Origin of the sequence: Magnetospira sp. QH-2 (genome assembly GCF_000968135.1) — a bacterium.
Lineage (GTDB): Bacteria > Pseudomonadota > Alphaproteobacteria > Rhodospirillales > Magnetospiraceae > Magnetospira.
This window is the reverse complement of record NZ_FO538765.1, coordinates 2,364,251-2,390,966: the sequence shown is the minus strand read 5'-3', so window position 1 is coordinate 2,390,966 and position 26,716 is coordinate 2,364,251. Positions and strand designations below refer to the sequence as shown.

Genomic DNA, 26,716 nt, shown 5'->3' with positions numbered 1-26,716 from the left:
CGGGCTTCACCGGACGGATACGACTGCAGAGCGGTCTCTCACTTTTCGATAGCTGCATGCTCTGACATTCGCTTAACCCGTAGTACCTGAAAACCTAAATTCGACGCCGCTATAGCCATCGAGCGATAGCACGGCCTTTCTGGTCAGATAGTGCAGAGCATTCTGAATTAAATCCTTTTTAGTGTATTCAAAACCATTATATATCTTATAGCTCGCTTCGAGCGGCTACGTTGTTGAACCCATAGATGTTACTGACCGCACCATGGCCGACTACCAAAACGTTGACGAGAAATGCGACTTTCTGGAATTGGGTGGAGAAGGGCCAAAAGCTCTCGTGAGGCTTCTTGCAGCCCGACCGAGTTGGCGGGAAGATAAGCTTGAGCAAGCCTATTATAAGGAGACAAATCCAACCTTCCGATCAGGCCGGTCCAACTTCCGTCACCTGATTGTCGAATTGCTGGAACACGGCTTGATCAAAGAGACAAGCAAGAAAGCCGGCTTTCGCTTCCAACTGAATGATACCGTGTGGAGCCAGGACGCGAAGCTGTTCGAGGCCCTGAATGTTCTTGTCCATTTCTATCACGAGAATCCGCAGGAAAAGCTGCGCACTGACGCCAATCTGAACACCTTTCTCAAACGTGTCACCGGTCGATTGGACGGCACCCGTTACAGTGAACTTGGTTGGGCCGCGACCTATCCCATCGCGGGCTTTATCGCATCCAAACTCAGGGACTTCTCCAAGGATAAAAGCTTGCGGCGTTTTGCCTTCGCCAAGCGCTCCCCTGACCGCATTCGGGCTGCGGCCACCGTAAAGGAAGGTGCGACAAAGAAAGCCGAATTGGATCTGTTCAGTCAGCGCCGATCATCGTCTGCGCCGCAAAAATTCCAGGCGCAACAAGCAGCCCAGGAAGCCCAAACACCTCAGCCTCTCGCGCCTGCTCTGCCAGAGGATGAAGCTACATCCATCATTCCTGCACCTCAAACCGGTCCGGCCGACGAAACACCGCCAGGTCTGCCCGAAGGAACGATGAGAATTCTCCACCCAGAAACCTTCTGGCCTACTGTTGAGAATATCCTCAAGTCCAGCATGCTCCGTCCAGCCATATTCGCCGATCGAAACGCCTTGATCGTTGAAATGCACGTCACGGCGGCGAGAACTCAGCGCGTCATGATCGGCATCGTGAAGAAGGCAGCCAAAACGCATTTCGTCATATTCAGCCTTTGCGGCGCGATAGAGGAAGGTATCGATCCAGTGGCTGTGTACGAAAGTGCAGGTCTCGACCCGAGTGGTGTGCACCCGCACGCCCTCGTCATTGACGGCGAACGGTTCATCGGCGTGGTCAGCTACCTCCCCCTCGCCAAGGACGCGCCGTTTTACGAGACGATCAGCGAGGCGGGTATGCTTGCGGATCGGCTTGAAGCAGAGTTCTGGCAGGTGGATGTCTACTGATGGATGACCACTCCACCGATACCGACGAAGAAGAGAAGCCGTCCAAGCCTGCACCGCGCCGCAAAGAACCTCCTTTTAATCGAGCCAAATTCATTGGCGACACTCCGCTTGGGCAGATGATCCTTGCCTTAAGTGACGAGATCGAATTCGCCGAAAAGAACCTCCAAACCCAAACGCTGAAGAATGGTGATCGTGCCGGCGAAATGGGCGGGCTGTTTCTCTACCGGTTCGGTTTGGACCGGCAGTTCGATTTCGAGCCGGATGAAAGCCTGGCGGTCGCTGTCAACGGTATCGACTATCGCGGCAAGGTCGCCCAGGTGAACCTTAGTCACGTCGTCATCGGCATCGAAAAAGACCACGGTGAACTCCTGGCAAAAGTCGTGATTGCCAAAGCCGAAAACGTCATCGAAAAACTGTTACGCAAGCAACTGGTTGAGGTTTTCGACAAAACCACTCCCTTCCATCATGACCAAGCCAATTTCGTCATCGGCACGCACACGGCAACGGTCGTGGAAGCGCCGATCCCCTCCGTCGTACCCGCCTTCCTAAACGCACAGGAACCCGCCTGGAAACTTAACAAGGAACAAGAGCGCCTTATTGAGATCGCCCAGGAATCCGACTACACGATCCTCTGGGGACCCCCCGGATGCGGCAAAACTGCCGTCATTGGGCTTCTGGCCGTTAGCTTCCTGGCTGAGGGCAAAAGGATGTTGGTGGCATCCAATGCCAATAAGGCCGTAGACGGAGCCCTCGGAACCATTCTTGAAACCCAAGCAACTGTGGCAAGAATGCATCCCTCCTACGATGGAGAAAAGACCATTATCCGCCCAGGTGGGGACGGCATCACTCAGGAGTTCAGGGACAAGTGGGGTGAGCAGGCCCTTCTCGAGGAAGTGGTCAAGGCACGCACTGTCGAGATTACCAAGGAACGGGACGACTTGACACGCGAGAAGGCGAGGCTTGACCCGGAATTGCGGCAAGTCCGGGCTGGCTTGGCAACATATGAGGATTTTCACGCTGCCACTCAACGCGCTGCCGACCTGCCGGGCCTATACCGGGAAGCGTCCGACCAGGCCAAACAGTATCGACAGGATATTGCCAACCTCGACGATGTCATCCGAGGACTTGAAACCGAATATGCCAAAGCTCCGGAAGAGCAGACGCTGAAAACCCGACTTGGATTCGGGCGTTCCCGCGAGGCGGTACAAGGGGAACTCGTCAAAACCCGCCGACAACGGAAAGCTGCGGAGAATGATCTGGAGAAGGCGGAAGATTCCATCGCTGCTCTCGTTGAGGAAATGAAATCCTTGGAAGTGCGGTTGGTCGATATTAACGGACGTGTCGCCGACCTCGCGTCCGAAGCCGAATTAAAAGACCGGCTCGGCGAGATCGAACCGCGCGTTGCCGCCATCGTCGACCGGCTGGCGGAAATCGCCAAGGAACTGGATGATATGGCGGACAAGGTGCTGCGCGAAGCCGATGTCATCGGCACCACTGTCCACAAGTCGTTTCTCGATCCGACTTTATCCAAACTAGATTTCGATGTGGTTGTCATCGACGAAGCGAGCATGGTCGTTCTGCCCATGACGTACTGGGCTGCTGGTCGGTCGAAAAAGCAGGTGGTCATCGTTGGCGACTTCAAACAGCTCCCGGCTATCGTCAAGAACAACGACAGCGAGCTTGTCGCGGAATGGATGGCGAAAACACCATTCGACAAATGCGGAATCCGGAAGGCCGTCAAGGAGCACCGCAACGGCAAGCCGCTCCCGGACAACCTCGTCGCGCTCCGAGAACAGAACCGCATGCATGACGAAATCGGGCGCTTGGTATCGGATCATTTCTACGAAGGCTCCCTGATCACAGGCCAGCGCGTCCTTTCACGCCCGCTGGCACCTCGCCTCCCCGGGCAGAAGACCGACAAACGACTGTTGCTGATCGACACCAAGGACATTGGCGCTTGGTCGAGCCCGCCGTTCTCCGGCAAGGGGCGTTTCAACCCAACCCACGCTGCCCTGGCGCTGTCCCTGATCGACAAAATGGTGTTGGACGGCCTGCTGACGGGCGAGGGAAAAAGCGCCATGGAGCGTATCGGTTTCGTCACGCCTTATGCTGGTCAGGCGGAGTTGTTGCTGAAGGCCACGGAAGAGAAATATCGCGCGCTTATCCACTCCTCCAGCATTGGCACGGCGCACCGGTTCCAGGGATCGGAGCGCAGCATCATGGTCTTCGATTATGTCATGTCCGAAGGCCGAACTCGGAGGAACTTATTCCTCGATTCCTCGGACGGGGAAGACCAGCCCGCCAATCTCTTGAACGTGGCCCTCAGCCGGGCCAAGGAGCAGCTGGTACTGATCTACAATTCCGAGGACTTCGGAGAAAGGGGGACCACGGAGTGGATGCGTCGTTTCCTGTCGGACTACGCCGGGCGGGCGGAACATTTGAGCGCTCGGGACCTGTTGGACGAATCAGACTTGCTCGGCAAGGTCCGCGACCTTGCCCATGGCCGCGAGTTCAAGGTGGAGGGCCCGACCACCCTTCATGATGAAACAGGGTTCTATGCCGGCGTCCGGCAAGACTTAATGGAAGCCCGGCAGTCGGTTGTGATCTTCAGCGCCTTCGCGACACCGAAAAACCTCAGCCGATGGATGGATGCCTTCCAATCCCTTCTGGAGCGTGGAATCAAGATCAGAATCGTTACCAAACCGATCAGCCAGCAACCCAACAGCAAGCATATTGGCGGTCATCTGAGATCCATGTTTGATATCTGCCGCCGTGCGGGCATGACCGTGGATATGCGTACGGTCACACACGAAAAGGCCATCGTGATCGACAACCGCACCGTATGGCATGGATCCCTGAACATGTTGTCCCAGGAGCGTGACCGTACTACCGAGTTGATGACGCGTACCATTTCTAAGGACTTCGCAGACCAAATGCTCAAGTTGCTCTCGCGTCACGATCTCAAGCAGCCGGATTCATCACTGCCCCAACTGCCCGTCTGTCCAACCTGCGCCGGGCCTTCATCCCTTGTTGTCAGTTGGAATGGAAAGGAGCACCTCGTCTGCGAAAACGGCTGCGGCTACATCACCGGCAAAAGGAACTTTGCAAGCCTCGTCCGAGGCATCCCCATTGGCCGCCATCTCGGCGCGTGCCCGGAATGTGCCGATGGCATCGTTAAGTTCGACAAATCCTGGAACAAGACACTTGGCAAATGCTCCAACGGATTCGCCAAGAAAGGCGCGAGGAAATGTAGCTACGAGACCCCTGTTTCCTTGCGAGACTTGCAACCCTATGAGCCCTACCCACCGGCAAACCCTTCCGATCCAAGTGTTTTGCAAGAGGCGAATTCCTCCTTCACCGACGAGCCCCCATCCCCTGAAGAGGCGAAACCTCAGACCGCGCCACACGCTGCTGCCGCCAGCGGAAAGAGCAAGAAGAAAGGTGGAAAGGGCAGAAAACAGGAACAATCAGACCGGGCAACGCCACGGCAAAAAATGTCACGCCCGAAAACGACGTCAGAGCTGGACGATTTTCTTTCAAGCCTTACTTAAGACGCCTTGGACACGTGGTTCTTCACCCTGATTTGGGCTTCTTGGGACCAGCCCAGTTCCAAGGTGACGGTCAACAACCAGATCGTATTGTTTTAACAACCTCTTGTAGGCCTTCCGAATCAAAAAAATCGCGTGCAAGTTCATGATCAAGTAGCTCGTCGCTAAGGTACTCGTGGTATTTTTGACTTTTCTTCATCTTGATTCGATAGGCGAGGTTCATGTGGTCAGGTGGGCCGCAAGCTGCCATTTCAGCTAGAGCATGCTGCAAGTCGCCTAGATCGGCGCGGACTCCTATCGCGACCCCCTCCGCTTCAGCGATAATCCCGTCAAACATATTGAGCCAATGGCAAAGAGTTGTCTGTCGGCGAGAACCTAGCCATGGAAAAAGGTAGGACTGGCGGTCCTCAAACAGGGCGTCAAATCGATGAAGGTTCGCCGACGCATAGGCCTTGCGTCCTTCCTCTAGAAACTGACGTCCAGCGGGGTCGCAGTAGGGTGCGGGGGCACTGTCCTGATAAACAGCACGCATTTCCGCCACCAAGCCATCACTGATTTCTTCAACCCCGATCCCGTCAAATGTTGGTGGGATGCCGCCGGCCGCAGGGATAACCCTTACAACCTTCGCCTCGGAATCAACGTCTTCCACTTGCCAGCGGCGCCCGGCAAAAATCACATATTGCTCGGGCACAAGCTGCGAGTTCGCGGAGATCTGCCCCAGAGTCCGACCGCCGCTTTCAACTCGGTATTCCTCTGGCGTTTGAAACACCACATAGAAATCGTACCGATCAGCAATCCTTTCACCGACCTCACCCAGCAACAATGCACCGTCGTCTGCCTGCTCAAGCAGCCTCGCATCTTCGCTGCCCATTTGGCGTAAGAGCCTCACAAATAGACCCTCATCTACGTTGCGAAATTCCCCCTTGATACATAGCTGCCAATAGAGTGCGGGCGCACTCATGCCGCCATATTGTTTGATCAGGGCCAGCACTTGATGAGTAAGGGTGGACAAGTGCAACGCACCGTTTCGAGGGGCCTCGCACCATTTCCTGACAAGTAGACGTATCGCCGCGACAGACATCACGGTATCTTGTCGCAATCGATCAGCGATTGGAGATTTAGCCGTTAGAGGCGCTTCCTCGGCATAAATGCGCAGGATACTGGGTGCGTCCCCTCGTCTCCCAGACCGGCCTAACCGTTGCCTCAATCCCGCAATCGACCTAGGTGCTCCAATTTGGGCCACGCTCACAACGTCACCAATATCGATTCCGAGCTCAAGGGTCGTCGTGGCGATAGCATTTGTCGGCAGATTGCCGTCTTTCAGCCTTTTCTCCAGCGCTTCTCGTAGCTCCTTGGACAGGTTTCCGTGGTGTGGAAAGAACTCATTGGGAACGCCCTTTTCACCACTTATTCGCCGCAGCCGATCCGCCATCACCTCAACGCGCTGCCTTGATCCCGCAAATATGAGGTTGCTTTCGCCTCTGAGCGTTTTCAGGAGGTGGTTTTCGATTTCCCAACCATCATTGTCTTCTGAGTCCGGATTGTGCCGCTGGTAGCCACGCACCTGCACCAACAGCTCTGAACCGGCAGCATCGTCGAGGACAATCTCCGGAGATACCTCCTTATTGGCTCGGAGCGCTTCAGCAGCAATGCCCATGTCTCCGAGCGTAGCCGACAAACCGATCCGCACGACTTGTCGTTTAAGCACGTGCTCAAGCCGGGAAAGCAGGGAGAGAAGTTGGATACCTCGCTCTGTCCCGATGAAGGCGTGCAATTCGTCGATGACAATATAGTTGAGTGAGGAGAACAGGGTGCCAATCTGGGATCCACGGCGAACGAACATTGCCTCCAACGATTCCGGTGTTATCAAAACCAACCCACCTGGATTGCGGATAGCTCTGTTCTTGACCGAGGCGGAGATATCGCCATGCCAAGGCGTCAGATCGAGATCAGCTTGATCGCATAAGTCCTCCAAGCGCCTTGCCTGATCATTGATCAGGGCTTTCAGCGGACTGACATACAGGGCTCGAAATCCATTGCCCTGACCGTCAATGCAACGCGAAATAACCGGCAGAAACGCTGCTTCTGTTTTTCCACCCGCCGTAGCCGCCGCAATGATGACATCCCGCTGTTGCGCCAGGATTGGCCCTATCGCCTTTTCCTGGATGGACCGGAGGCTGCTCCAACCTTGCTTCCATATCCACCGTTGAACAGCCGGATGTAGTCGGTCGAATGCAACAGAGGAGGCGCTAGAGCCTGAATCTTGTGAGTTCATCGCCGCTCTCGTCAGCAATAGCGCCTGGGACTTCGTCCAAGGCATCATCGAGTGGAACATCGACCTCGATCTCGGTCGCGCCAAGCAGGTCGGCCCACTCTGTTCCCGGGTTCTGCTCCAAGACCGAAAGCAGGTTCACAAATGCCTTGGCCGTGTTGCGTGGTGTTCGGAAATAGGCTTCGCCGATCTTCTCGTTACAATGCGCCATAAAGGCTTTCATCGCTTCGTCCGGCACCAGGTGATTGGCCTCGTCGCCCGAGGCGAATACACGACGAATATTGGCGAGTAGCACATAGAGCTCCTCCGGAGTCAGAGACTGCAGCCGAACAACAGGCCCGGTGAGATCGACGAGTCCGTTTCTCGCAAACTGGTTCTCTGCCAGCCGGGACTGCAAGGCTTCGTAGCTGTAAACGCCACGACGGGTATCCATGAGAAAGTCCGGGGTGCCCCCAAAAACAAACCCGATACCGGATGAGTTGCCCTGCAGAACATCGTTAATGATACGGAGCAGTTGCTCATAGTTGGCATTCCGAGCCTGGGCGCTGTTTAGCTTATAGAGGTTGACCATCTCATCGATGGAGACCATCAGGCCGCCATAGCCGGTGATTTCCACGAACCTCGCCATAAGCTTGAGATGGTCGTAAACGGAAGCGTCGTCGATGATGGTGCGAACACCCAGGTCCTTGCGGGCTTCCGTTTTCGTTGTGTACTCCGCCCGCAACCATCGAAGCGCAGAGCTTTTCAGGTCGTCGTCCCCGTCGTTGTACCCGCGCCAATAGGCTGACAAGACCACAGCAAAATCGAATCCCCCCACGAGATCTTCAAGATCTGACAATTGGAGATTGATGTGCTCCTCAACCTCTTTGTTTTCGGACTTCGCCTTCCTTGCCGCGTCCGAAACGAACCGCTCGATGATGCTTTGGAGCGCACCACCGTCCGGTTTGGTTCGCGTGGAGAGGTTTCTCATGAGCTCGGCGTATAAGTTCCGTGCTTGCCCGCCCGTTGCATGCAGCCGCCGGTCCGGAGCGAGATCGGCGGATACCACGACAAGTTTCTTCTCTAGTGAAATCTGTTTGACCAAGTTCAAGAAGAACGTCTTTCCCGCTCCATATTCACCAATGATGAAGCGTATGGCCGAGCCTTCGTCGGAAATCTTGTCGATATCCTTCAGCAGCGCGTCCGTTTCCCTGGACCGTCCGACGGCAATGTGTTGAATACCGATGCGAGGAACCACCCCCGCGTTGAGAGCCTGTATGATGGCATCGCGTTCACGAGGTTTGATCCGGCGCTTGGTCATGCCGATCCTCCTTGCAGCAGCTCTCTATTGATTTCAAGGGTTTCTCCGTCTTCGATTGCCGCATCGTCATGCGCATCAAAGGCCCAGTCGTTGATGGTCTCGATCGCACCTTCCGCCATCAGCCCGAATTCGGTGCACAGGCGTTCATAGTCCTCGCGTGGCCAGTGAGTCCGCGCCATCAACTCCTCAAGCAGCGCAGTGTGGTCGGCATCGAGGCCAACGAAAGCTCCTTCTTCCGATTCCATCTCGGCTTGGGTATCGATTTCCGGAACATCCTCGACAGCCGCTTCAGGTTCGGCAAAAACCTCGCTTAGGATCTGCGAGACTTGGTGAGTATCCTGGCGTATTTGCTCGATCCGGGACATATCAAGCACAACCGGGCCGTCGACCTGTCGTTGAGGCGCCGGCTGCGCAGGGATCATGTAATCCTTCGTAGGCTCCGCTGCCTTGACCGAGACGGGGCGGTCCTGTCCGCCTCCCTCAAGGGCATGGAGGTCGGTGTAAAGTTGGTTCTTCTCCACCTCCATGAGCGCATAAACTTTTTCCAGAAGCTTCACTTCGCCGGGATCGATGCGACCGTCGGCCGCTGCCGTCGCCAGCGCGAACCTTGCGACCAGGCGGCGCCCATCCAGCGGCAGCTTCTTCAGCTTTGCTTGTAGTGAAGCCCAGGTAGGCGGGGTCGCAATTAGCCATTCGAGGTGGGCGGCCAAACGCACTTTCTCGGGTGTGGAAAGCCATTTCCCTTCCTGGGCGATCATTTCTCGAAGATGGATTCTTTCGTCCCGGCAGATCTCCCCATCGGCATTGGCCACTGCCACAGAAAGAGACAGTGTATGCGCAACGCTTAAATAGGCCTCCGAAGCCGATATTGCTGCTCCATCTTCGCTCCGAAAGACGACCATTTCTTGGCCAATTCCGACCTTTCCTCCGAAATCCGGGTGGGGTTCCAAATCATATCCGGCGATGTCCAGGACGGAAGATACGCGGCGGACTTTCGCCGCCGTCGGCTTGCCATCAAGTTCCACACCGGTCACCGAGAATATGTCGGATACAGCCACCGAGGCGAAGTCGTGGGAAATCCTTTCCTCCAACCATGCACGAAGCTTGTCCACAGCAGAGGAAGGCATTCGACTGCGGACGTCGGCGGGTAGCTGCGCAATGGCTTCGAGGGAAACGCCCTTTCCCTCGTTTTTCGCTTTGACTCGACTGTAGTTTTTGAGTTCTTCAATGCACTCTTGGGCAAGGGCATCAATTTTTTTCAGCGGCGCGGTGAGATTGCCGACATCAGGGATATCCAGCGATATGCGGATATCAAAATCACCGCTTGCAGACCTGTACTGATTTCGTATCAGTGCTTTGGGTTTGTTGAACTTCAGGCCTTCCGGGTACTTTCCAGCAAATCGAAGGCAAAACACGGAGCGCAGTTCCGAGAAGACACGGCGTACCGTTTTGGGTAATTGCCGATCGCGGCTGGCGACCCACCAATCCAGAGCCAAATCCGCCTCAATTGCTCCCTTTTCTTCGATCTGGGCCCCAATGGCCACCCTCAGCCGCAACGGCAGTTCCCAGCTTCTTTGCGGTTCTGCCATCGGCTTGTAAATGAAGTCGCCCAAATTGGCATCATGCGCAAAGATTGCGGCATCCAGGAAGCTCTGGCTGTAACGATCAAAAGATCCATTGTCACCGTAGACCTCGCGAAGCTCGTTCACTTCTTGAATGAGATTGGAGGCTTCCGTGTAGGCCTTGTCCACGAACAACCGTCGCTCAAGCCCATAGAAGAATAAGAAAACGTACCCGATTCCATATTCTGGATCACGACGCCCTCCCATGAGCCAACGAAGGTAGGCAAGGCGGCTGTGGGGTGAGATTTCGCTATAGCTTGGCCAATAGGGCATTTCTGCACCAAGGACATCCTCCCCAGCCGTCGCCACCTCGGCATCAAGGTTGATATATGCTTTTGGGGTTTCCCAATGAGCGCGTTTGCCGAGTTTGCCAACGTAGATCATACCGCTGGAAATTCCGTGGCCACTCACGGATACTTCGCGACCAGGCGGTATGTATTTTGCCTCACGAGGAGGAGATCGCTCATACCCATAGTCGCTAGATCGAGAATGAGATCGAACACCGATGTTGTAGTCATCCGGAGAGTTGCTTCCGTACGACGCGGTGGAACTGCGAGTGGCTATATGATTGTTTTGCACCTGCTTTTCTTTGCTTGATTTTATAAGCGCGCGAAAAATGAAATATCCTGTCACGAGAATAATAACGTATTCCATTGACGGCCTCTTAGATTATGTTGCGGCATTATATATTAATGAGGGTAGATCCGCATAAACAGTCATAATAGCGATAAGTGTAAGTGATGCAACATATGGGTTTTAAGGTAGATCTGGTCGTGACCAACAGGACATGGAATGCCCTGAAGAATCCGGCTACTTCCTTGAATCTTTAAACAAAGATCCCGGTTACATTCCCAGGAAATTTGGGAGCCTTACCAACCGCAACCTACGCCCAAGATCCCCGAGCGTCATACGAACTGCCCAGGGTTGATTTGATGTGCGGTAGTTTCACCATTTCGTTGCCTTCAAATTGATTGGTTAAGAATGTTGGCCCAGAAAAGAAACAAGAATCCAAAAAGCCGGGTGTGGTGCCAACAAAGCGCCTCCCGAAGGCGCACGCATGAAGAACATATTCATGATGTATGTCACATTGAGATTCAAAATATAGGAAAAAAACCTGTATAGGTTCTGGGGTGTCAAAAAGTGATATATTTCAAGTGACTTCTCCGCGAAGCAAAGGGGGGGGGAGGGGCCTTTCATCCCATTCGGTCACCTTCAATGAGAATTGCCCGAAAATCATTTACATTGGTCAAGGTCGGACCGGGCACAACCAGATCATCCAGACTGTGAAAAAAGCAATAGGCATTGTTGGCCGAAAGGTAGGCGAGGGGAGACAGGTCAAGATCGCGAGCCCGTTCCAACGTATCTGGGGTCACGACGGCCCCGGCATTGTCCTCGCTGCCATCGATGCCATCGGTATCGCAGGCTATGGCTGAAATACTGTCATGGCCGTTCAGAGCAATGGCGAGGGAAAGCAGGAATTCTGTGTTGGGCCCCCCTTTTCCGTTTCCGCTGATGGTGACCGTGGTTTCCCCACCCGACAGCAAAACGCAAGGCGGCTCAACGGGCTGGCGCCGGGCGGCGCATTGGGTCGCAATGCCCGCCATGACTATGGCCACCTCGCGGGACTCTCCCTCAATACGGTCACCCAGGATCAAGGGGGACAATCCCATCCCCTTGGCTTGCGCGGCGGCGGCGTCCAGGGACATCTGCGGCGTGGCGATCAAGACGTTCTCCACCCGGTCGAAGGCCCGGTGATGGGGTGGTAGATTTTGAGAGCGATCAAGGGCCCGGGCGAGCTTGGTAGAAAGGGCGATATGGTATCGTTCGAGAATAGCTGAAACCTGTTCCGCCGTAGTGTCGTTGGGATAGGTCGGACCGGACGCAATAAAGGCCAAGTCATCCCCCGGCACGTCAGAGATGATCAAAGAGACCATCTTTGCCGGACCGCAAGCCGCGGCCAAACGCCCGCCCTTGACCAAGGAGAACTGTTTGCGGACCGCGTTGATTTCCGAGATCGTCGCGCCGCATTTCAGCAAGGATAGAGTCAAGGCCTGCTTTTCCGCCAGCGGTACACTATCTGGCGGCTGAACCAGAAGAGCCGAGCCGCCACCGGAAATCAGGCATAAAACCAGATCATCCTCGGTCAGTCCTTGGATGCAGGAAAGGATCTCGCGGGTGGCATCAACTCCGGCTTGGTCGGGCACCGGATGAGAAGCTGCCAAAACTTTTACCGAATGGCAATCGACCCCATGCCCGTAGCGCGTCACCACCACCCCTGACAAGGGGCCGTCCCAATGATCCTCCACGGTCTTGGCCATGGCCGCCGCGCTTTTTCCCATGCCGATAACGACCGTTTTTCCTTTGGGTCGGGACGGCAAGTAGGGTGGCAGGCAGGTCTCCGGACGCGCGGCATCGACAGCCGCGTCGAAAAGGGACAGAAGGATTTCTCGCGGTGGAAGGTTCATGGGCGAGCCTCTGGATCCCGTCGTGTTTGACCGGATTCGATCAAACATGAAAAACGTGATCGATTCCAATAAAGCCGCGCGTTTCCAACGGGTCCGATTGGAGCCGACCTAACCGACTTTGAATCCAATCACGGAAACATCGTCCCGCCTGCTTTCTTCCCCTTGAAACGCGAGAACAGCTTGCTCAATCGATGCCTTCTGATCAGCTACCGGTTGATCGAATATATCGGCAAGGAGCTGGGTGAACCGTTTTTTACCGAAGCTGCGCCGTCGTTCGCCGCCGATCTGATCGACAATGCCATCCGTGCTCATATAGAAAGTCTGATCGTCACAAACGTCAATTTCCACCGTTTCGTATTTCTGATCCGCAGAAATCCCACAGTATCCGATTCCCTTTCGGGTTCCTTTTACAACCCGAACATGGCCTTTTTCAGTGACGAATAGTTCGAATCGTGCGCCGACAAAAAACAGTTTTGCCTTATCGGCCGGAATGAAGCAGGCCCCCATATCAAGGCCGTCATCTGATTCACTCGTATCCTTGTGCTGTCCCAAACCGGTCTGAATGATCTGGTGCATCCTGGAAATCAGGTCCGCCACATCTCCTGGCATGACTTCCTTTTCGGCGATCCGCAGGGCCCCGTTCGTGATCAAGGTCATGAAAGCTCCCGGGACACCGTGACCGGTGCAATCACCCAGCAGAATCAGCAAACCATCGCCCCATTGACGGCACCAGTACATGTCGCCACCAACGACGTCGCGGGGTATCCAGAGCACGAAGTGATCGGCGAGATTTTCCGCCAGAAGGCTATCGTCGGGAAGAATAGACCGCTGAATACGACCGGCATAGGTAATCGAACCCGTGATCACGCCATAAGCATTGGTCAGTTGGCGTTCGGCCTCCTTGCGCAGGGAGATATCGATGAAAGAGATCACCGCACCAACCAGTTCCTCGCCCCTGCGAACCGGGGTGCTGTGATACTCGATTTCATAAGGGGTGCCGTCCTTGCGCCAAAGGACCTCGTCATCAATTCGGTAGGATTCCCCAAATGTGAAGGATTTAAACATCCAGCATTCGTGGACCGGATAGTTCGAACCGTCTGAACGGGTATGGTGGAACAGGGGGTGAGCGAGTTCGCCAATCAGCTCTTCCGCCCGATAGCCGAGCATCGCTTCGGCCTGCGGATTGACGAAGGTGATGCGGCCTTTCAGGTCGACCCCGAAGACTCCTTCGCCCACTGATTCGAGCAGCAGGCGGGAGCGCTCTTCGGCCTGACGCAATTCCGCGGTTCGTTCCTCAACTTGGATCTCGAGGCTTTGCCGCGCCGTCTCCTCGATTTGCAAGGAGCGCAGCTTTTCCAATCCCATGGACGCCACCAGATTGGCGAAATGGACCAGGAACCCCATGATCGGTGGGATGCGTGCCTCATCGACTACCGGCACCTCGTCCAACGCCCCCATATAGTCTGCGACCGGCAGCCCGAAGGTATTGGCCTGCTGCTCGAAGAAGCTTCGGTCCGGCTGTTTGATCAAGAATTGGCCAATAAACAGGTTGGCCACATGCTCGCCTTCGATGATGATCGGCGAGGCGCAATCAACCAGCCCGTTTCGGCAGCCATACATGGTAAATTCAGCGCCGGACTCGAGCTCGTTCGCCAGTTCCGTGTCACTTTCTATGCAGCGTTCGCAGGTACCCGGATAGGCCCTGTGGAAATCAGTGCATAGCCGTTGCCATTTCGATGACGCCAAGACATTTGCGTCGAGATCGATAATCGCCACGGAAACGCCGACCATGGCGTTGAAATCCCGTAAGATCCGGTTGACGCCCTCTGTTTCCAGCAGCGATCTGAGCAAAACATAGTTGGTCCGAAACTTTTCTGATTTGTCTTGAAGGAAATCGGGTAGGTCGGGTAGCGCCTCGGCTTCACCTTTTACGACTCGTATGTCACCGCTCACCCGGGCTCTCCATCATGGCATTTGTTATGGGGTATCTTAGCAGCCTGCTGTATTTGACCAGTTTGGAAAAATCTTACAATGAACCCCTTGGCTATGCAGTAAAAATCGCCTGCGTTGCGAGAAACCGGAATAGGCCGTAGACGGCGGCTGCGTGTCGGACATGGATGGCGCGATGGCTGCCAGTTGGTCGATTGAACCGATCTTTTTTGAATTCGACAGCCGGAATCGATGCGCCTGATCAATGAAGAGTCTTTGGCTCTTATTGGTGCGTCACAACGTTGCTTGGTTCGCCCCGAACAAAGTTTTCGATGTTGTCGATCAGTTGATCGGCGAGAGCCTGCATGGCTTCGTCACTGGCCCAGGCCACATGAGGGGTGAAAATGACATTAGGCCGATCGGCGATGCGCATCATCGGATGGTCCATGGTCGGAGGCTCGGGCATCGACACATCGATGGCGGCACCGCGAATCAGGTTTTCGTCCAGGGCCCGGACCAGATCGTCATCGTTGATCAGACCGCCGCGCGCCGTATTGACGATCAGCGGTCGTTTTTTCATTGCCTGAAACTCGGTCCAGCCCAAAAGGCCCTTGGTGGCGGGTGTGAGCGGGCAATGCAAGGTCAGAACATCAGCGGTTTCGAGCACGTCGTCCCAGGGCGTGTAGGGCGCTCCCATGCCCGTCGATCCTTTGTGGGCGGCGAACATCGGCTTCATGCCAAAGGCCTTGGCCAACGCGGCGACACCGGTTCCGAGGCTGCCTTTGCCGATGATTCCCAGGCGCTTGCCATGCAGTTCCCAGATGGTGTGATCAAAAAAGCAGAACTGGTCGGCCTTGATCCATTTCCCATCAATGACATCCTGCCGATAGGCCAGGATCTGTCGGGCGAAGGCGAGGATCAGTGCAAAGGTATGTTCGGGAACCGTGTGGTCCGCATAGCCCCGAATGTTGGACAGGGTGATTCCCGCCTCGGCGCAGTATTCCTTGTCGATGCAATCGGTCCCGGTGGCGGCCATGGCAATCAATTCGAGATTCGGCAGCTGTTCCAGAATCTCCCGGCGCAGAGGGACCTTGTTGTTGATACAGACGGTGGCCCCTGCCAGGCGCTCGATCACCTGATCCACGCTGGTGCGGTCATGCTCGACCCACTGATGATCGAATGCCGGGTGGCGCAGATTGATCTGCGGCGCGATGGTATCCCGGTCGAGAAAAACGATTGTGTGAGCGGTCATGATCGGGGGGCCTCGTCTATGGAAAGGTCGGATCGGGTCGGGGAAACGAAAGAGATTCCCGGAGTTTTGCCCGAAGGAATCCCGGAAGGCAATTCAAATGCTCATGGTGTTTAATGGTGAGGTCTGGCAACAATAAGTCGTTAAGCTGAAAGTATAATTGTCGGGGTACAATCCGGTCTGTATTGTTACCTCCATCCCCAATGCGGAATTGATTCCGCCGTCCAATAAGGGGGGGCAGTCTGTCGGGGTAAGCGACAACCTTGTCGCGGGAGGAAGGGCTGGCACGACACAGAAATGATCGTCGACCGTTTTCCATTCATTCCGTAGGCCAAGACGCTGACAATGAAAAATGAAGAACGAACAATGAGCGAGGGGTAAACGTTTGATGGGTAGTGGTAAAATTCGGGCGGTTCTGCTTGGTACAACGCTTTTGGTTTCAGGGTGTCAGACCTTGGACCTGGATTCCTTGGCGGTGAGCGAGGGCGTCCAGAAGCCGGTGGAACGGTCGAGTATCAATCCAGCGGAAGAAAGCAATCCCATCAAGGAACTGGTGACCCTGAGCCTACAGTCGGTGGAAGATGGCGAGCTGAAAGAGGCCTCTCGGTATATCAATCTGGCCCTCAAGCTTGATGTGACCAATCCGGACCTGCAATTCCTCAATGGCCTGACCTATCACCTCATGGGGGTGGCAGGGGATGCCAGCAAGTATCGGCTGGCCGAACAGGGCTATAAGCAAGCGCTCAAATTTAACCCTGGTTACCTCTCGGCCCGCTATCAGTTGGGGCTGCTGTATATGGATCAGCGGCGCTATTCCCTGGCCCGCGGCCATTTCGCTGCCGTGGCCCTGCACCGTGGCGATGATCCGGCGGTCCTCTACAGCTTGGCGGCGTCCTCTTATTATTCCCGCGATCCGCAAACCACCGAAGCCGCCCTCAAGCGGCTGATGGAAGTGGACCCGGAAGCGGCGAAGAATCCGCAAGTTCTGAAGGCCTCGGCGCTTTCCCTGGCGGCCATGGATGATCGCGACGGGGCCAAAGCCTTTGTGTCGCAATATCGGAACGTGGTGGCCGATGCCCAGAGTACCAAAATGCTGGAACGCCGGGTCAACGGCTGGAACGCCTTTTATGAAAACGATGCCAAGGTGCTGATGGCCCAGTTCGGCCAAGATGATCCATACGCCACGCCGTCGGACGACCCCTATGGCGCTCCTGCCGAAGATCCGTATGGACAGCCCGATGGAGCAGCTCAGGACTATGGCAACGAAGCGGGCCAGGACGCCGCCGCCGGTACTGAACCGGACATGGTTGTGGTCGATGTGGTGTTGATCGGTACCCAAGAGGATGTGCGCGATTCCCGGGGTGTTAATCTGCTCAACGGGTTGCAGTTGCAGTTTGGCGATCCGCAAGCGGGCACGCTGGCCTGGGGTATCAACACCTCGCGCAAGAATGATTGGTTGGAATCAGGGCTGGCGGAGAGCACTCAAACCATCACCAGCATGATCGGTATTCCGGCGGTGACATATTCCCTGAATATCGCCAATTCCCTGGACTCCAATAACCAGATCCTGGCTAAGCCCAGCTTGGTGGCGCAAGCCGGACAAACTTCGGAATTCTTTTCCGGTACCGAGATCCTGGCTGCCGCTGTGTCCGGTGGCAATGGCGACAGCGTATCGGTCCAAAAGGAAGTGGGTGTCAAGCTGGCGGTGACTCCGGAAATCCTGCCCAATGACCGGTTGCGACTGCATGTGGTTGCGGAGCGGACGTTCTTGACTGACCCATCAAACTCCGTCGTCTTCGAGTTCCGGCTTGATACTACCAAGACCAACGTCAATTCCACGGTCACCATGAAGTTTGGTGAAACTCTGATCCTCGGCGGCTTGAGCGAGCGCGAGACATCGAAAAGCTCCGACGGTGTCCCGGGGCTGATGGATGTGCCGGGTCTGAAATACTTTTTCTCCGAACGGGTCGAACGTGAATTCGAGCGGTCCATCCTGATTCTCATGACTCCTCGACGGCCGCAGTATACGCGCCGTTCAGCCGAGGATCGGGCGCAGATCGACGCCACCTTGTCGGACCTGGAGCGGGATCTGGAACGGTTGGAACAGCGTCACAAAGACTGGTTCACGCCGCGCCCGACTTTCAACCAGATTGTTGATAAACTGCAAGGCCGGGAGTTCTTCGAAGAGTTCCGTGTCGGCGACGTACAGGTCCAATCCTGGCAGCAAACCAAGGCAGCGCGACAGTCCCTGGCGGCACTGAAGAACCGGATTCTGGCCAATTGAGTTCCGGCTAACAGTGATTTGAAGAGGGGGCTTCCGTGAGCCGATCTCCGACCCGATTTCCGTGGCGAATGATCGGACTGGCCTTGTTGGTCGGTCTCCTTTCGTCGTCGATCCGGGCGCAGGAAAATCCACCGTCCGGCCCCCTTTGGACCGAGGTACCCGGCAAGACCATCGATTTGTCGATCAATACCGAAGGGCAGGCCTATCGCCTCGCCCCCGACGGACGGCCCTGGCGCTGGGACGCCGAGCAGCAGCGCTGGCGCCCCATGTCGGGCCGCTTCGTCCGTATTTCGGCGGCCACCGGCAACCGCCCCTGGGCCATTGATCGAGAAGGCGTGGTCTTCCGCTACAACGGGCTGTGGTGGGAAAACAAGGCCACGGAGGTGGCCGACGTGGGCGCGGATGCCCTGGGCAATGTTTATATCGCCCGCCAGGACGGGCGCATCCAGAAATGGAACCCGCTCCGCAGCGAATGGCGGGACCAGCCGGGCAGCGCGGTGCGGATTGCCTTGGATACGGCGGGACATCCCTGGATCATCGACAAGGACCGGGCCATCCACTTTCACGATGGCACCCAATGGGTGGATCTGCCCGGTCGCGCCAGAGATATCGAGGTCAACGGCAAAGATGTGGCCGTCATTGCCGATGGCGAAGGCCGGGTGCGGACCTGGAAGCCGACCCAGGGGCGCTGGGTTTTGGTCGAGGGAGTCAATAATGCCATAGGGATTGCGGCCGCCCCCGACGGCGGCCCTTGGGCGGTGCTTGCTAACGGAACCATCATGGCCACTACCTTGCTGGTCGCGCCGGAGAAAATCCGTAAGGAGGAAGGCGAAGCCGAGACCCCCAAGGCCAGTGTGCCCCGGGCTCGGGAAGCCAGGGCGGATCCGGCCATCGCCTCGGACCTTCAGGCGCCGCCGGTCGTCGCGCCGGTACCCGCCGCGCTTCCCGCCGATGCGGCCCCAGTGCAAGCCTCGAAAATCGTAGCCAAACCGGTTCAGGCCGAAGCCGCCACCGCCCAGACGGCGCAAGCACCGGGCTCGGTCAATCCGACTATCGGCGACATCGACGGGGGAGTGGATCCCGCCGCTACTTCCGCCAGCGGCGATCTGACGTTCACCAACACCCGCAAATCGGTGACCCAATTGGCCATTGGCAAAGACGGCAGCGTATTTTCCCTGGTCTCGGGCGGCAATTTGGCCAAGTGGTCCAACAGCCGCAGTCGTTTCGAAAGTTTCCCGGGTTCTTTGGTCCGACTGGCCGTGGATCCCGATGGCAACCCTTGGGGCATCTCGGCACTGGGGCGCGTTTTCCGTCACACGGGGTTGGCCTGGAAGCAGATTGTCAATGCCACGGCGTCGGACCTCTCGATCTCATCCAAGGGAGACGTTGTCGCGGCGGATGCCTTGGGGCGTCTGTACAAGCTCAATGCGGCCATGACCCGCTTCGATCTCATCTCGGGCACCAATGTGGCGGTGGTCGCTCTGGCGCCCGACGGCACCCCTTGGACCATCCGCACCGACAAGCTTGTTCAGCGCTGTGACAGCACGCCTTGCAAGGTATATTCGCAAAAAGCCATCAGCCTATCCGTTGGTCCGGATGGCAGTGTCTTCATTGTGTCTGATATCAATCAGTTGATGCGCTTCGATGCCCAGAAACAGAGATTTGAAAAAATCAATATCACCGGCCATACACCGCTGTCCGTGGCGGTTGGCCCCAAAGGGTATCCGTGGGTGGTGACCTCTGCCAATCTGGCTCTGGCTTCGAAGTTTTTCGATCGCGACGAGGCCGGCGACCGGGTGGCCAGTATCCGCAGTACCGGGGACACCACCGGCAGCGGTGATACGGCGGCGGTGGTGTCCACCCAGGCCTCGGGTTTCACCTTTTCCAAGAACATGAAATTCGAGACAGTCAGTTTCACGGCCCTGGTTGGCGGCCAATATGCCTTGCTGCAATCGGATCCGGACGGCGTTATCTGGGCCTATACGGTGGGCGGAGACCTGGAAAAGTACAACAGCGGCAAACGGAAGTTCGTCGACGAAGAAACCACATTCTTCAGCAACTCCTATGATTTCACCGATTACGATATTGGACTGAATGGCGATATCTGGGCGGTTACTTCCAACCCGACAACCGGTATTTTCCGTGAACGCAATAATGCGCTGAAGGAATACACGATCTCCAGCAGCCTCACGCCATCGGATATTGCCGTGGGGGCGGATGGGACCGTCTATGTGGTTGTCTTTGATGCCCTCAGCAACTACTACCTCTACACAAAGGGCCCGGATGAGGAAACCTTCACCAAGTGGAGCACCGACACGGACCTGAACTATATCGCCGTGGGGCCCGGCGGCGATGTCTGGATGATCGACCAGCAGAGCTACGTCAACCAATGGACCGGCAGTAAGTTCGAGTTCCGCCCGACCAACAAAATCAACAAAGCCCTGACCATCGGTATCAGCGATGTGACCGGCACCGTCTACATTTCCGACGACAGCAATGTGCTGCGTAAATGGAACGGTACCAACGGCACGTTCGATAAGGTGAACAACACCACCAGCCATTGGGTGGCCGTGGATGCCGAGGGGCGCCCCTGGTTCAACGAAAGCAACACGCCGGTGATCAAGAAGGCCCGCGATTGAGCCGTCCGGCTATTCCACCTTGGAATAGCTGTTCACCGCCAGATAGGCCCGCCCATAGCCATTGACCATGGCCATGGTGCCGTTGCGCCCCGCCGCGATGAGGGTTCCCCCACCATGGAACTGCTGGTACTTGGAACCGTTGCCGGTCCAGTTGAACAGCGGACCGCCGTACTTGCTGGCCATCTGGGTCAGCCAGATCTTCGGCGTCTTGTCGGAACTGGTGGTGATCTCCACGCCCCAGGCCTGCTGCGGCGCCCAATTGTTGTAGTGGCTCTTCGGCTCCCAGACTCGCCACTGCTTGATCGGTGACTTCGGGTCATGGGCCAGAATCCAGGCTCTGTTATCCCGCGTGGCGTCGACCCGCAATCCAACACCGTTCGACGTTTCCCAACTGAAGTTGGGGAACTGATCGAGGGGCGCGCGCATGATCATGCCACCTTTGGGGCCGTCGGCGCGGGCGATCCAGATATGGGTGGCACTGGCACTCACGTCCATGGCCCGCATGGTGCCCTGGGCCGGCTTGAACGGCTGGCCCCGGGAGGAGCTGAAATAGACCCGCCCATTGCGGTCAAGGGCCACCGCTCCGGTGGGGTACTGGCCCGATCCGATCACCCCGTCGATACGGAACAGCGCCGCGCCTTTGGGCCGCTTGATCTCCTGGGCGCCCTGGAACTTGCGATAGCGGCCATCCCCGTCGCGGTTCATGCGATGGCGGAAGGCCCGTCCGTCACGCAGCACATAGAGCAGGTCGTTCTCATAGGTCAGGCTGAGATCGACAATATCCTTGGTGAAGATTTCCGGGTTGCTCCATTTGCCGGGAATGTGCGGCAGGTTGCAGCTTTTGAAGAAACAGGATGCCTTGTCGGCCACATTGACTACGGCCTTAAAGGTGCTGTTGAGTACGTTTTTTACGCCACCGACGGCGGCGAAGGACATTTCCACGGCGGCTTGGGCGGCCTGATCGGCGTTTTTCATGGCCTCGGCGGCTTTTTTTGCCGCATTCGCCGCCTTGTTCAATTGTCTGAGGGCCTTTTTTGCGCCCTTGGTGCCGACTTTCGCCGCGCTAGCCGCTGCCTGGACCCCTTTTTTGGCCATTTTGGCCGTGTACTCGGCGGCATCCTTGAGGCCTTTGGCGGCGCATTCGGCGACCATGCCCGGCTTGGGAACCACCTTGAGCGGCAGCGAGTCGAAAGACAGTCTTCCCAGGTTCGCCGATCCCACCTCGGCCTTGACGACGAACGCCGTGGCGCACTCCGCCGGGCTGTGGAAGTGGGCGCCGTTCTTGTTGAACGAGGTTCTAAATGACCGGTTTGCCAGCGGCCCCGCCTTCAGGTCCCCCGACAAGGACAGGTGCAACGGCTTGGTCTTGTCCGGGCCGATGTAGGTGCTCACGTTGCCCGTTGTCCCGATGGATCCAAACGGCCCCAGCTTGATTTTGTCGCCGAAGCCGCCCCGGGCTTCCAAGCCGCTTCGGGACAGTTCCCCGTTGAAGTCGGCCAGATTCTTGCCCAGCAGCGTCCCATGGCCGCGCAGGGCAATCAGCGGGCCCTTGCGCTCGTCCTTGCCTTCGCCCATGGATCCATCGGGGCCGATGGCGTGGATATTGAACATTCTAGGCGGTGGAAAATCGCCGGATTTCGGCTTGTAGCCGCGTAAGGGATTGTGGGTGATCTTCAACACGCCCAAGGGCAGCTTTGAGGCCCCATCGCGCAACAGCTTGCCCGCGCCATTGAAGAAGCCGCCCACATCGTTGATGAAATTGAGGCTCTTGCCCGGTGAAGTCGGCACCTGCAGCGACAGCATGAGGTTCAGGTACTGAGCATAGGAAATCTCGGCGGCGCCCAAGGCGAAGGCCAGATCCTTGAACTCGCTGGGCGGCACGTTTTGGCGTGGGAAGGGGCCATTGTAATAGAGCACCGCCTTGTTGTTCTTGTTGATGGTGCCATGGCCGGAGACCAGCATCTTCAACTCGGTGTTGATGCCCACCGTGGAATCCCACAGGGTTACCCCGGCCAGATTAAACGGCTTGCTCCATTTGCCGCGTCGGATCAGTTCGGCGTAGAAGGTTTGTCCGGAATCGTCGCCTCCGGCCTCTTCCGGTTCGTCTCCCCCGTCATTTCCCATGACGCTGTATTCCGGTTGTTCCATGCCGACACGCAGGGTCAGGTCCTTGTGGGGAAAGCCGAAGGAGTCCAGGGCTCCCTTAAGCAGCCCTTTGGCCTCGATGGAGGCCAGGGCTTGAATGGCGGGCGGGAATGAGACCATGCCCTTGTAGGTTTTCTTGATCCGCTCGCGCAAGGGCTTGGGCAGGTCGGCGACCTTGATATCCTCGCGCTTGCGGCTGTCGCGGTTTGTCTCCTTCGGTCCCGTGGCCACGCCGGAGACAATCAGGTGTTCCAGGTCCGCGCCCTTGAACAGGGCCAAGACCCGGCCCGGCAGGTTGGGGGTGAGGCGCCCCGGAATATGCAGGAACATGCTGGCGCCGACACCCGACCCACCGGTCCCCTTGGTCGCCCCGGCGGGCTTTTCGATAAACAGCCAGAGGTGATGCTTCTGCTTCCAGGTCAGCCGGGTGCCATAGTAATTCTCGTATTCGGCCCATTTGGCCTGACTGTTGGCGGCGAAGATCGTGGCGATCTGGCTGACCAAGTCGGATCCGACCAGGGGGATCCTGGAAAGCAGGTTTCCCTCGACGGTCTTCTTCAGGTTCTTGGCGTCGAAAGGCAGCTCGCTCAGGGATTTGAGGGTTTGCGAGGGTTTTTCAGCCGGTTTTTCAGCCGTGACCACCAGATAGTCGAACGGCGCCTTGGCCACTTCCTTGCCCCGATAGGGGATATTGCACTTCCCCTTGTAGGTTTTACCCGGGTAGGTGCCTTCCTTGTGCTTGGCGCGGCAGACCCGTTGATCGTTGGCGCCGCCGACGAGGCTGCCTTTGGGTGGCTTGCTTCCCTTGGCGGGAACCCATTTGATCGATGGCGCGGGTGCGACCAGAACCTCGAAATCCTTGGTGGCCTTCTGCTCCTTCCAGCCCCAGCCGAAAGAGCAGACGCCCTTGGCGACCTTGCCGATGTGCTTGCCGTTCTGGAACTGCGACCGACAGACGGCGAACTTGCGTCCTGGGATTGACCCACCGATGACGCTATTAGTCGGCAGCTTACCGTTTTTGACCGCGATCCATTGGGCGGGGGCGGCAAAGGCGCTCGCCGGGAAAAGCAGGGAGACTAAAAGTCCGAAGCCGATCGTCAGTCCAACACCATGCCGCAAAATAAGCCTCCGAGGTTTATCATAGGGTTAGTTTTCTGGAATTACTCTCCACCGATCCGGAAATACAACTGATCTCCCACCTTGGATCGACATCAGATTATCCGAGGGTGGACCCGCGCAGGAAGGAAATATATTTCTCCCGTGCAGCGTCCCTCTCTTGGGCGTCAAACCGTTCGTCGGCAAAGAGGAGATCTAGAAATCCGAACACGGCGGGCCTGGGGATGCCCGGGTCATCCATCCGGTCGGACCGCTGCACGTATTCGGTCGTGGTTCCCTGAAAAACCACCGAGCCGTCCTTGAACAAGGCGACGTCGTCGGCCCATTCCAACACGAGGTGCGCGTCGTGGGTTGCGAAGACAAACGTGGTCCCGGTTTCTTCCAATCGATCGAGGCATTCGATCAGTTTTTTTGATGCCCAGGAATCCAATCCGGCCGTTGGTTCGTCCAGCACGATCACCTGAGGTTCCATGGCCACAATACCCGCGATGGCCACTCGTTTTCTCTGTCCGTAGCTGAGCATATGAGGAGGGCGGTCAGCCAACTCGGATAGATCCAGCCACGCCAATACCCGGGTGGTTATCGTCTCGACGTCGGAAACGGGAAGGCCCCGGTTTTTTGGACCATAGGCCACATCTTCGTAGACAGTGGTGGCAAACAGCATGTCATCGGGGTTCTGTAAAACCACCCCTACGCGCTGCCGCCAGTCCCGAAGTTGCGCCCGTCCATAGCCCATGGGTGCATCATCCAGCAGGATCTCGCCCTTGTCCGGTTTCAAGGCTCCGTTCAAATGCATGAGCAGGGTTGATTTCCCCGATCCATTGGCACCCAGGACCGCCAGCCGCCGCCTGCGGCGGATGGTCAGATTCAAATCGCTCAGCCCGAAGTCGCCACCGGGGTAACGATAGGTGACACCGCGGACTTCCATGGCAGGCAAAGTCTGCCCTTTCATGTCCATGGCATTCCCTGCTCCATCCAGAGGCTGGCCGCTAGAACAAGTATCAATCCAGCACCAATGAAACCAAGGCGGCGATAGGAGAGGGTGCCTCCGCGCGATACGGTTTCAAAACTGCCCTCGAACCCGCGACAAGCCAACCCGGCTTCCATGCGGCGTCCCTGGGCCAGGGCGCGACCCAGCAAGGTTGAAGCAAGGAGACCGCTGGAGGATAAGCCGGTCCTCAGGTTGTCATAGCCACCGCGAGCCTGTTGAGAGCGGAACCCGTTGACCAGTTGATCGAACAGGATGAAGGAGAAGCGATAGATTAGAAATACCATCTCCAACACCGGTTTGGGCAATCCGCGGGCGCCGAAAAAAACCAGAATTCTGGGGGCAGGGGTGGTCAGGATCAAAAATGCAAGGCAGCTCATGGCACCCAGGGCCCGGGCCAAGACCTGTCCGCTGGCCGTCAGGGTCTCCCAGGCCAAAGTGATCTGAAACGCAGGGGTCCAGGAAACCGAGATCAGCAGTATCGGTAGGCTGACGATCAGAAACCCGGCGGGAATCGCGACTGTTTTCAAGTAGGTGGGCAATGGTACGCCGGCGCCCAGCCAAGCCGCGCAGGCCATTACCAAGGCAACCAGGGGAGCAGCTGCGAGAGGATCAGCGACGTACAGAATTGCGATCATCCCGAAGGCGAACAGCAGCTTTTCACCTGCATGGTGATGGGACCACCCGTTGCAGTGGGCACTGGCATCCAGGAACCGCATGGTTGTCCGACCTCATTCGGTTTCCACCGTCGAATTCTCCGCTTTGCGGCGGGCTCTCCGTGAACCGATGAAGTAGCCCAAAAGTCCGGCTCCCAAAGCGGCCTGTAGCGTGAATAGCATACTCTCCACTTCTCCGGAAGGCGGGCTCCAGACATGGTCGACCCAGGGCTTGTAATTGGGCGAGGTATCCTCGATCACGCCCACCGCCTGACCATCGGTACCGGCGTACTCGCCGTCGATCCCCAGCAGCAACGGCACGGCAATCACCGCCACGGCGGCCAGCAGCAACAAAATATTGGTAGATGACGCGTTCATCCTTGCCTCCCGGCAAACTTCAATAGCACCAACTCCTGCATGGCATTGGTGCGCAGGAGATTGATGACCACAACGGTCAGGAGGGCCTCGCTGATCGCCAAGGGCACCTGAGTCAGAGCAAAGACGCTGGTGAATTTGATCATTGAGCCGCCGATGCCGCTGATTGGGTCGGGAAAGGCCAAGGCCAACTGCGTGGCCGTGGTCATGTAGGTGCCCAGATTGGCCACGATGGCCGCCATGAACACGGCAACCGATAGGTTGGCATTCATCCCCATCAGACCCCGATAGACCATCCAGGCAAGCCAAGGTCCGACCACGGCAAGCGAAAAGATATTGGCGCCCAATGTCGTAAGGCCTCCATGAGCCAGCAACAGGGCTTGAAACACCAATACAATACTACCGATCAACGGCATCACCGCCGGTCCGAACAAGACGGTCCCCATACCGATACCGGTGGGATGGGAGGTGCTGCCCGTGACCGACGGCAGCTTCAATGCCGACAAGACAAAGGCAAAGGCACCAGAAGCGGCAAATAAAAGCTTCAATTGAGGCTTCTCGGCCAACAGCTTGCTGGTCTTTCGAACGCTGTAGGCGACGAACGGCGCGGCGGCAAGGCTCCAGCCGATCGCGTGTTCGATGGGAAGGTAGCCTTCAACAATATGCATGGTTCAGTCC

15 protein-coding genes are annotated in these 26,716 nt (G+C 56.9%); 4 read left to right on the top strand and 11 right to left on the bottom strand.

Features of this window, described 5'->3' with window-relative positions; all coding sequences use genetic code 11:
- Window positions 1–262: 262 nt before the first annotated feature.
- Both MGMAQ_RS11260 and MGMAQ_RS11255 read left to right on the top strand, forming a co-directional pair.
- On the top strand, window positions 263–1,450 hold the full coding sequence (locus MGMAQ_RS11260) for a hypothetical protein (RefSeq protein ID WP_046021619.1): 1,188 nt from the start codon (window positions 263–265) through the stop codon (window positions 1,448–1,450).
- Complete coding sequence (locus tag MGMAQ_RS11255; protein ID WP_046021618.1) at window positions 1,450–5,001, top strand: AAA domain-containing protein; 3,552 nt, start codon at window positions 1,450–1,452, stop codon at window positions 4,999–5,001. Before MGMAQ_RS11260 ends, MGMAQ_RS11255 begins: the two co-directional genes overlap by 1 nt.
- Before the next feature lie 70 nt (window positions 5,002–5,071).
- Here MGMAQ_RS11255 and MGMAQ_RS11250 read toward each other — a convergent pair whose 3' ends face one another.
- The 6 genes from MGMAQ_RS11250 to MGMAQ_RS11225 form a co-directional block, all read right to left on the bottom strand.
- The gene (locus MGMAQ_RS11250) at window positions 5,072–7,273 is read right to left on the bottom strand and encodes a DEAD/DEAH box helicase (protein ID WP_046021617.1); all 2,202 of its coding nucleotides are present in this window, start codon (window positions 7,271–7,273) and stop codon (window positions 5,072–5,074) included.
- The gene (locus MGMAQ_RS11245; protein WP_046021616.1) at window positions 7,248–8,570 is read right to left on the bottom strand and encodes an ATP-binding protein; all 1,323 of its coding nucleotides are present in this window, start codon (window positions 8,568–8,570) and stop codon (window positions 7,248–7,250) included. The genes MGMAQ_RS11250 and MGMAQ_RS11245 overlap by 26 nt, the downstream gene beginning before the upstream one ends.
- Window positions 8,567–10,846, bottom strand: coding sequence for a TerB N-terminal domain-containing protein (locus MGMAQ_RS11240; RefSeq protein ID WP_082085396.1), 2,280 nt, complete (start codon window positions 10,844–10,846; stop codon window positions 8,567–8,569). Before MGMAQ_RS11240 ends, MGMAQ_RS11245 begins: the two co-directional genes overlap by 4 nt.
- A gap of 539 nt (window positions 10,847–11,385) precedes the next feature.
- Window positions 11,386–12,657: a glycerate kinase gene (locus tag MGMAQ_RS11235; RefSeq protein WP_046021614.1), complete on the bottom strand. Its 1,272-nt coding sequence runs from the start codon at window positions 12,655–12,657 to the stop codon at window positions 11,386–11,388.
- A 108-nt stretch (window positions 12,658–12,765) separates the two neighbouring features.
- On the bottom strand, window positions 12,766–14,610 hold the full coding sequence (locus MGMAQ_RS19630; protein ID WP_052716339.1) for a PocR ligand-binding domain-containing protein: 1,845 nt from the start codon (window positions 14,608–14,610) through the stop codon (window positions 12,766–12,768).
- A 259-nt stretch (window positions 14,611–14,869) separates the two neighbouring features.
- Window positions 14,870–15,838: a D-2-hydroxyacid dehydrogenase gene (locus MGMAQ_RS11225; protein WP_046021613.1), complete on the bottom strand. Its 969-nt coding sequence runs from the start codon at window positions 15,836–15,838 to the stop codon at window positions 14,870–14,872.
- A gap of 385 nt (window positions 15,839–16,223) precedes the next feature.
- On the opposite strand from MGMAQ_RS11225, the gene MGMAQ_RS11220 reads away from it, so the two are divergent.
- The gene (locus tag MGMAQ_RS11220; protein ID WP_082085395.1) at window positions 16,224–18,119 is read left to right on the top strand and encodes a type II and III secretion system protein; all 1,896 of its coding nucleotides are present in this window, start codon (window positions 16,224–16,226) and stop codon (window positions 18,117–18,119) included.
- Between the two features lie 35 nt (window positions 18,120–18,154).
- A complete protein-coding gene (locus MGMAQ_RS11210) occupies window positions 18,155–20,758 on the top strand; it encodes a tectonin domain-containing protein (protein WP_148560930.1) in 2,604 nt (867 codons plus the stop codon).
- A 9-nt stretch (window positions 20,759–20,767) separates the two neighbouring features.
- Here MGMAQ_RS11210 and MGMAQ_RS11205 read toward each other — a convergent pair whose 3' ends face one another.
- The 5 genes from MGMAQ_RS11205 to MGMAQ_RS11185 form a co-directional block, all read right to left on the bottom strand.
- Window positions 20,768–24,022 (bottom strand): DM9 repeat-containing protein, encoded by a 3,255-nt coding sequence (locus MGMAQ_RS11205; RefSeq protein WP_046021609.1) that lies wholly within the window; start codon window positions 24,020–24,022, stop codon window positions 20,768–20,770.
- Window positions 24,023–24,119: 97 nt separating this feature from the next.
- A complete protein-coding gene (locus MGMAQ_RS11200; protein ID WP_158498838.1) occupies window positions 24,120–24,971 on the bottom strand; it encodes an energy-coupling factor ABC transporter ATP-binding protein in 852 nt (283 codons plus the stop codon).
- Window positions 24,968–25,726: a cobalt ECF transporter T component CbiQ gene (gene cbiQ, locus MGMAQ_RS11195; RefSeq protein WP_046021608.1), complete on the bottom strand. Its 759-nt coding sequence runs from the start codon at window positions 25,724–25,726 to the stop codon at window positions 24,968–24,970. The genes MGMAQ_RS11200 and cbiQ overlap by 4 nt, the downstream gene beginning before the upstream one ends.
- A 12-nt stretch (window positions 25,727–25,738) precedes the next feature.
- Window positions 25,739–26,041 (bottom strand): energy-coupling factor ABC transporter substrate-binding protein, encoded by a 303-nt coding sequence (locus tag MGMAQ_RS11190; RefSeq protein WP_046021607.1) that lies wholly within the window; start codon window positions 26,039–26,041, stop codon window positions 25,739–25,741.
- Window positions 26,038–26,706, bottom strand: coding sequence for an energy-coupling factor ABC transporter permease (locus MGMAQ_RS11185; protein ID WP_046021606.1), 669 nt, complete (start codon window positions 26,704–26,706; stop codon window positions 26,038–26,040). The genes MGMAQ_RS11190 and MGMAQ_RS11185 overlap by 4 nt, the downstream gene beginning before the upstream one ends.
- Between the last annotated feature and the right edge of the window lie 10 nt (window positions 26,707–26,716).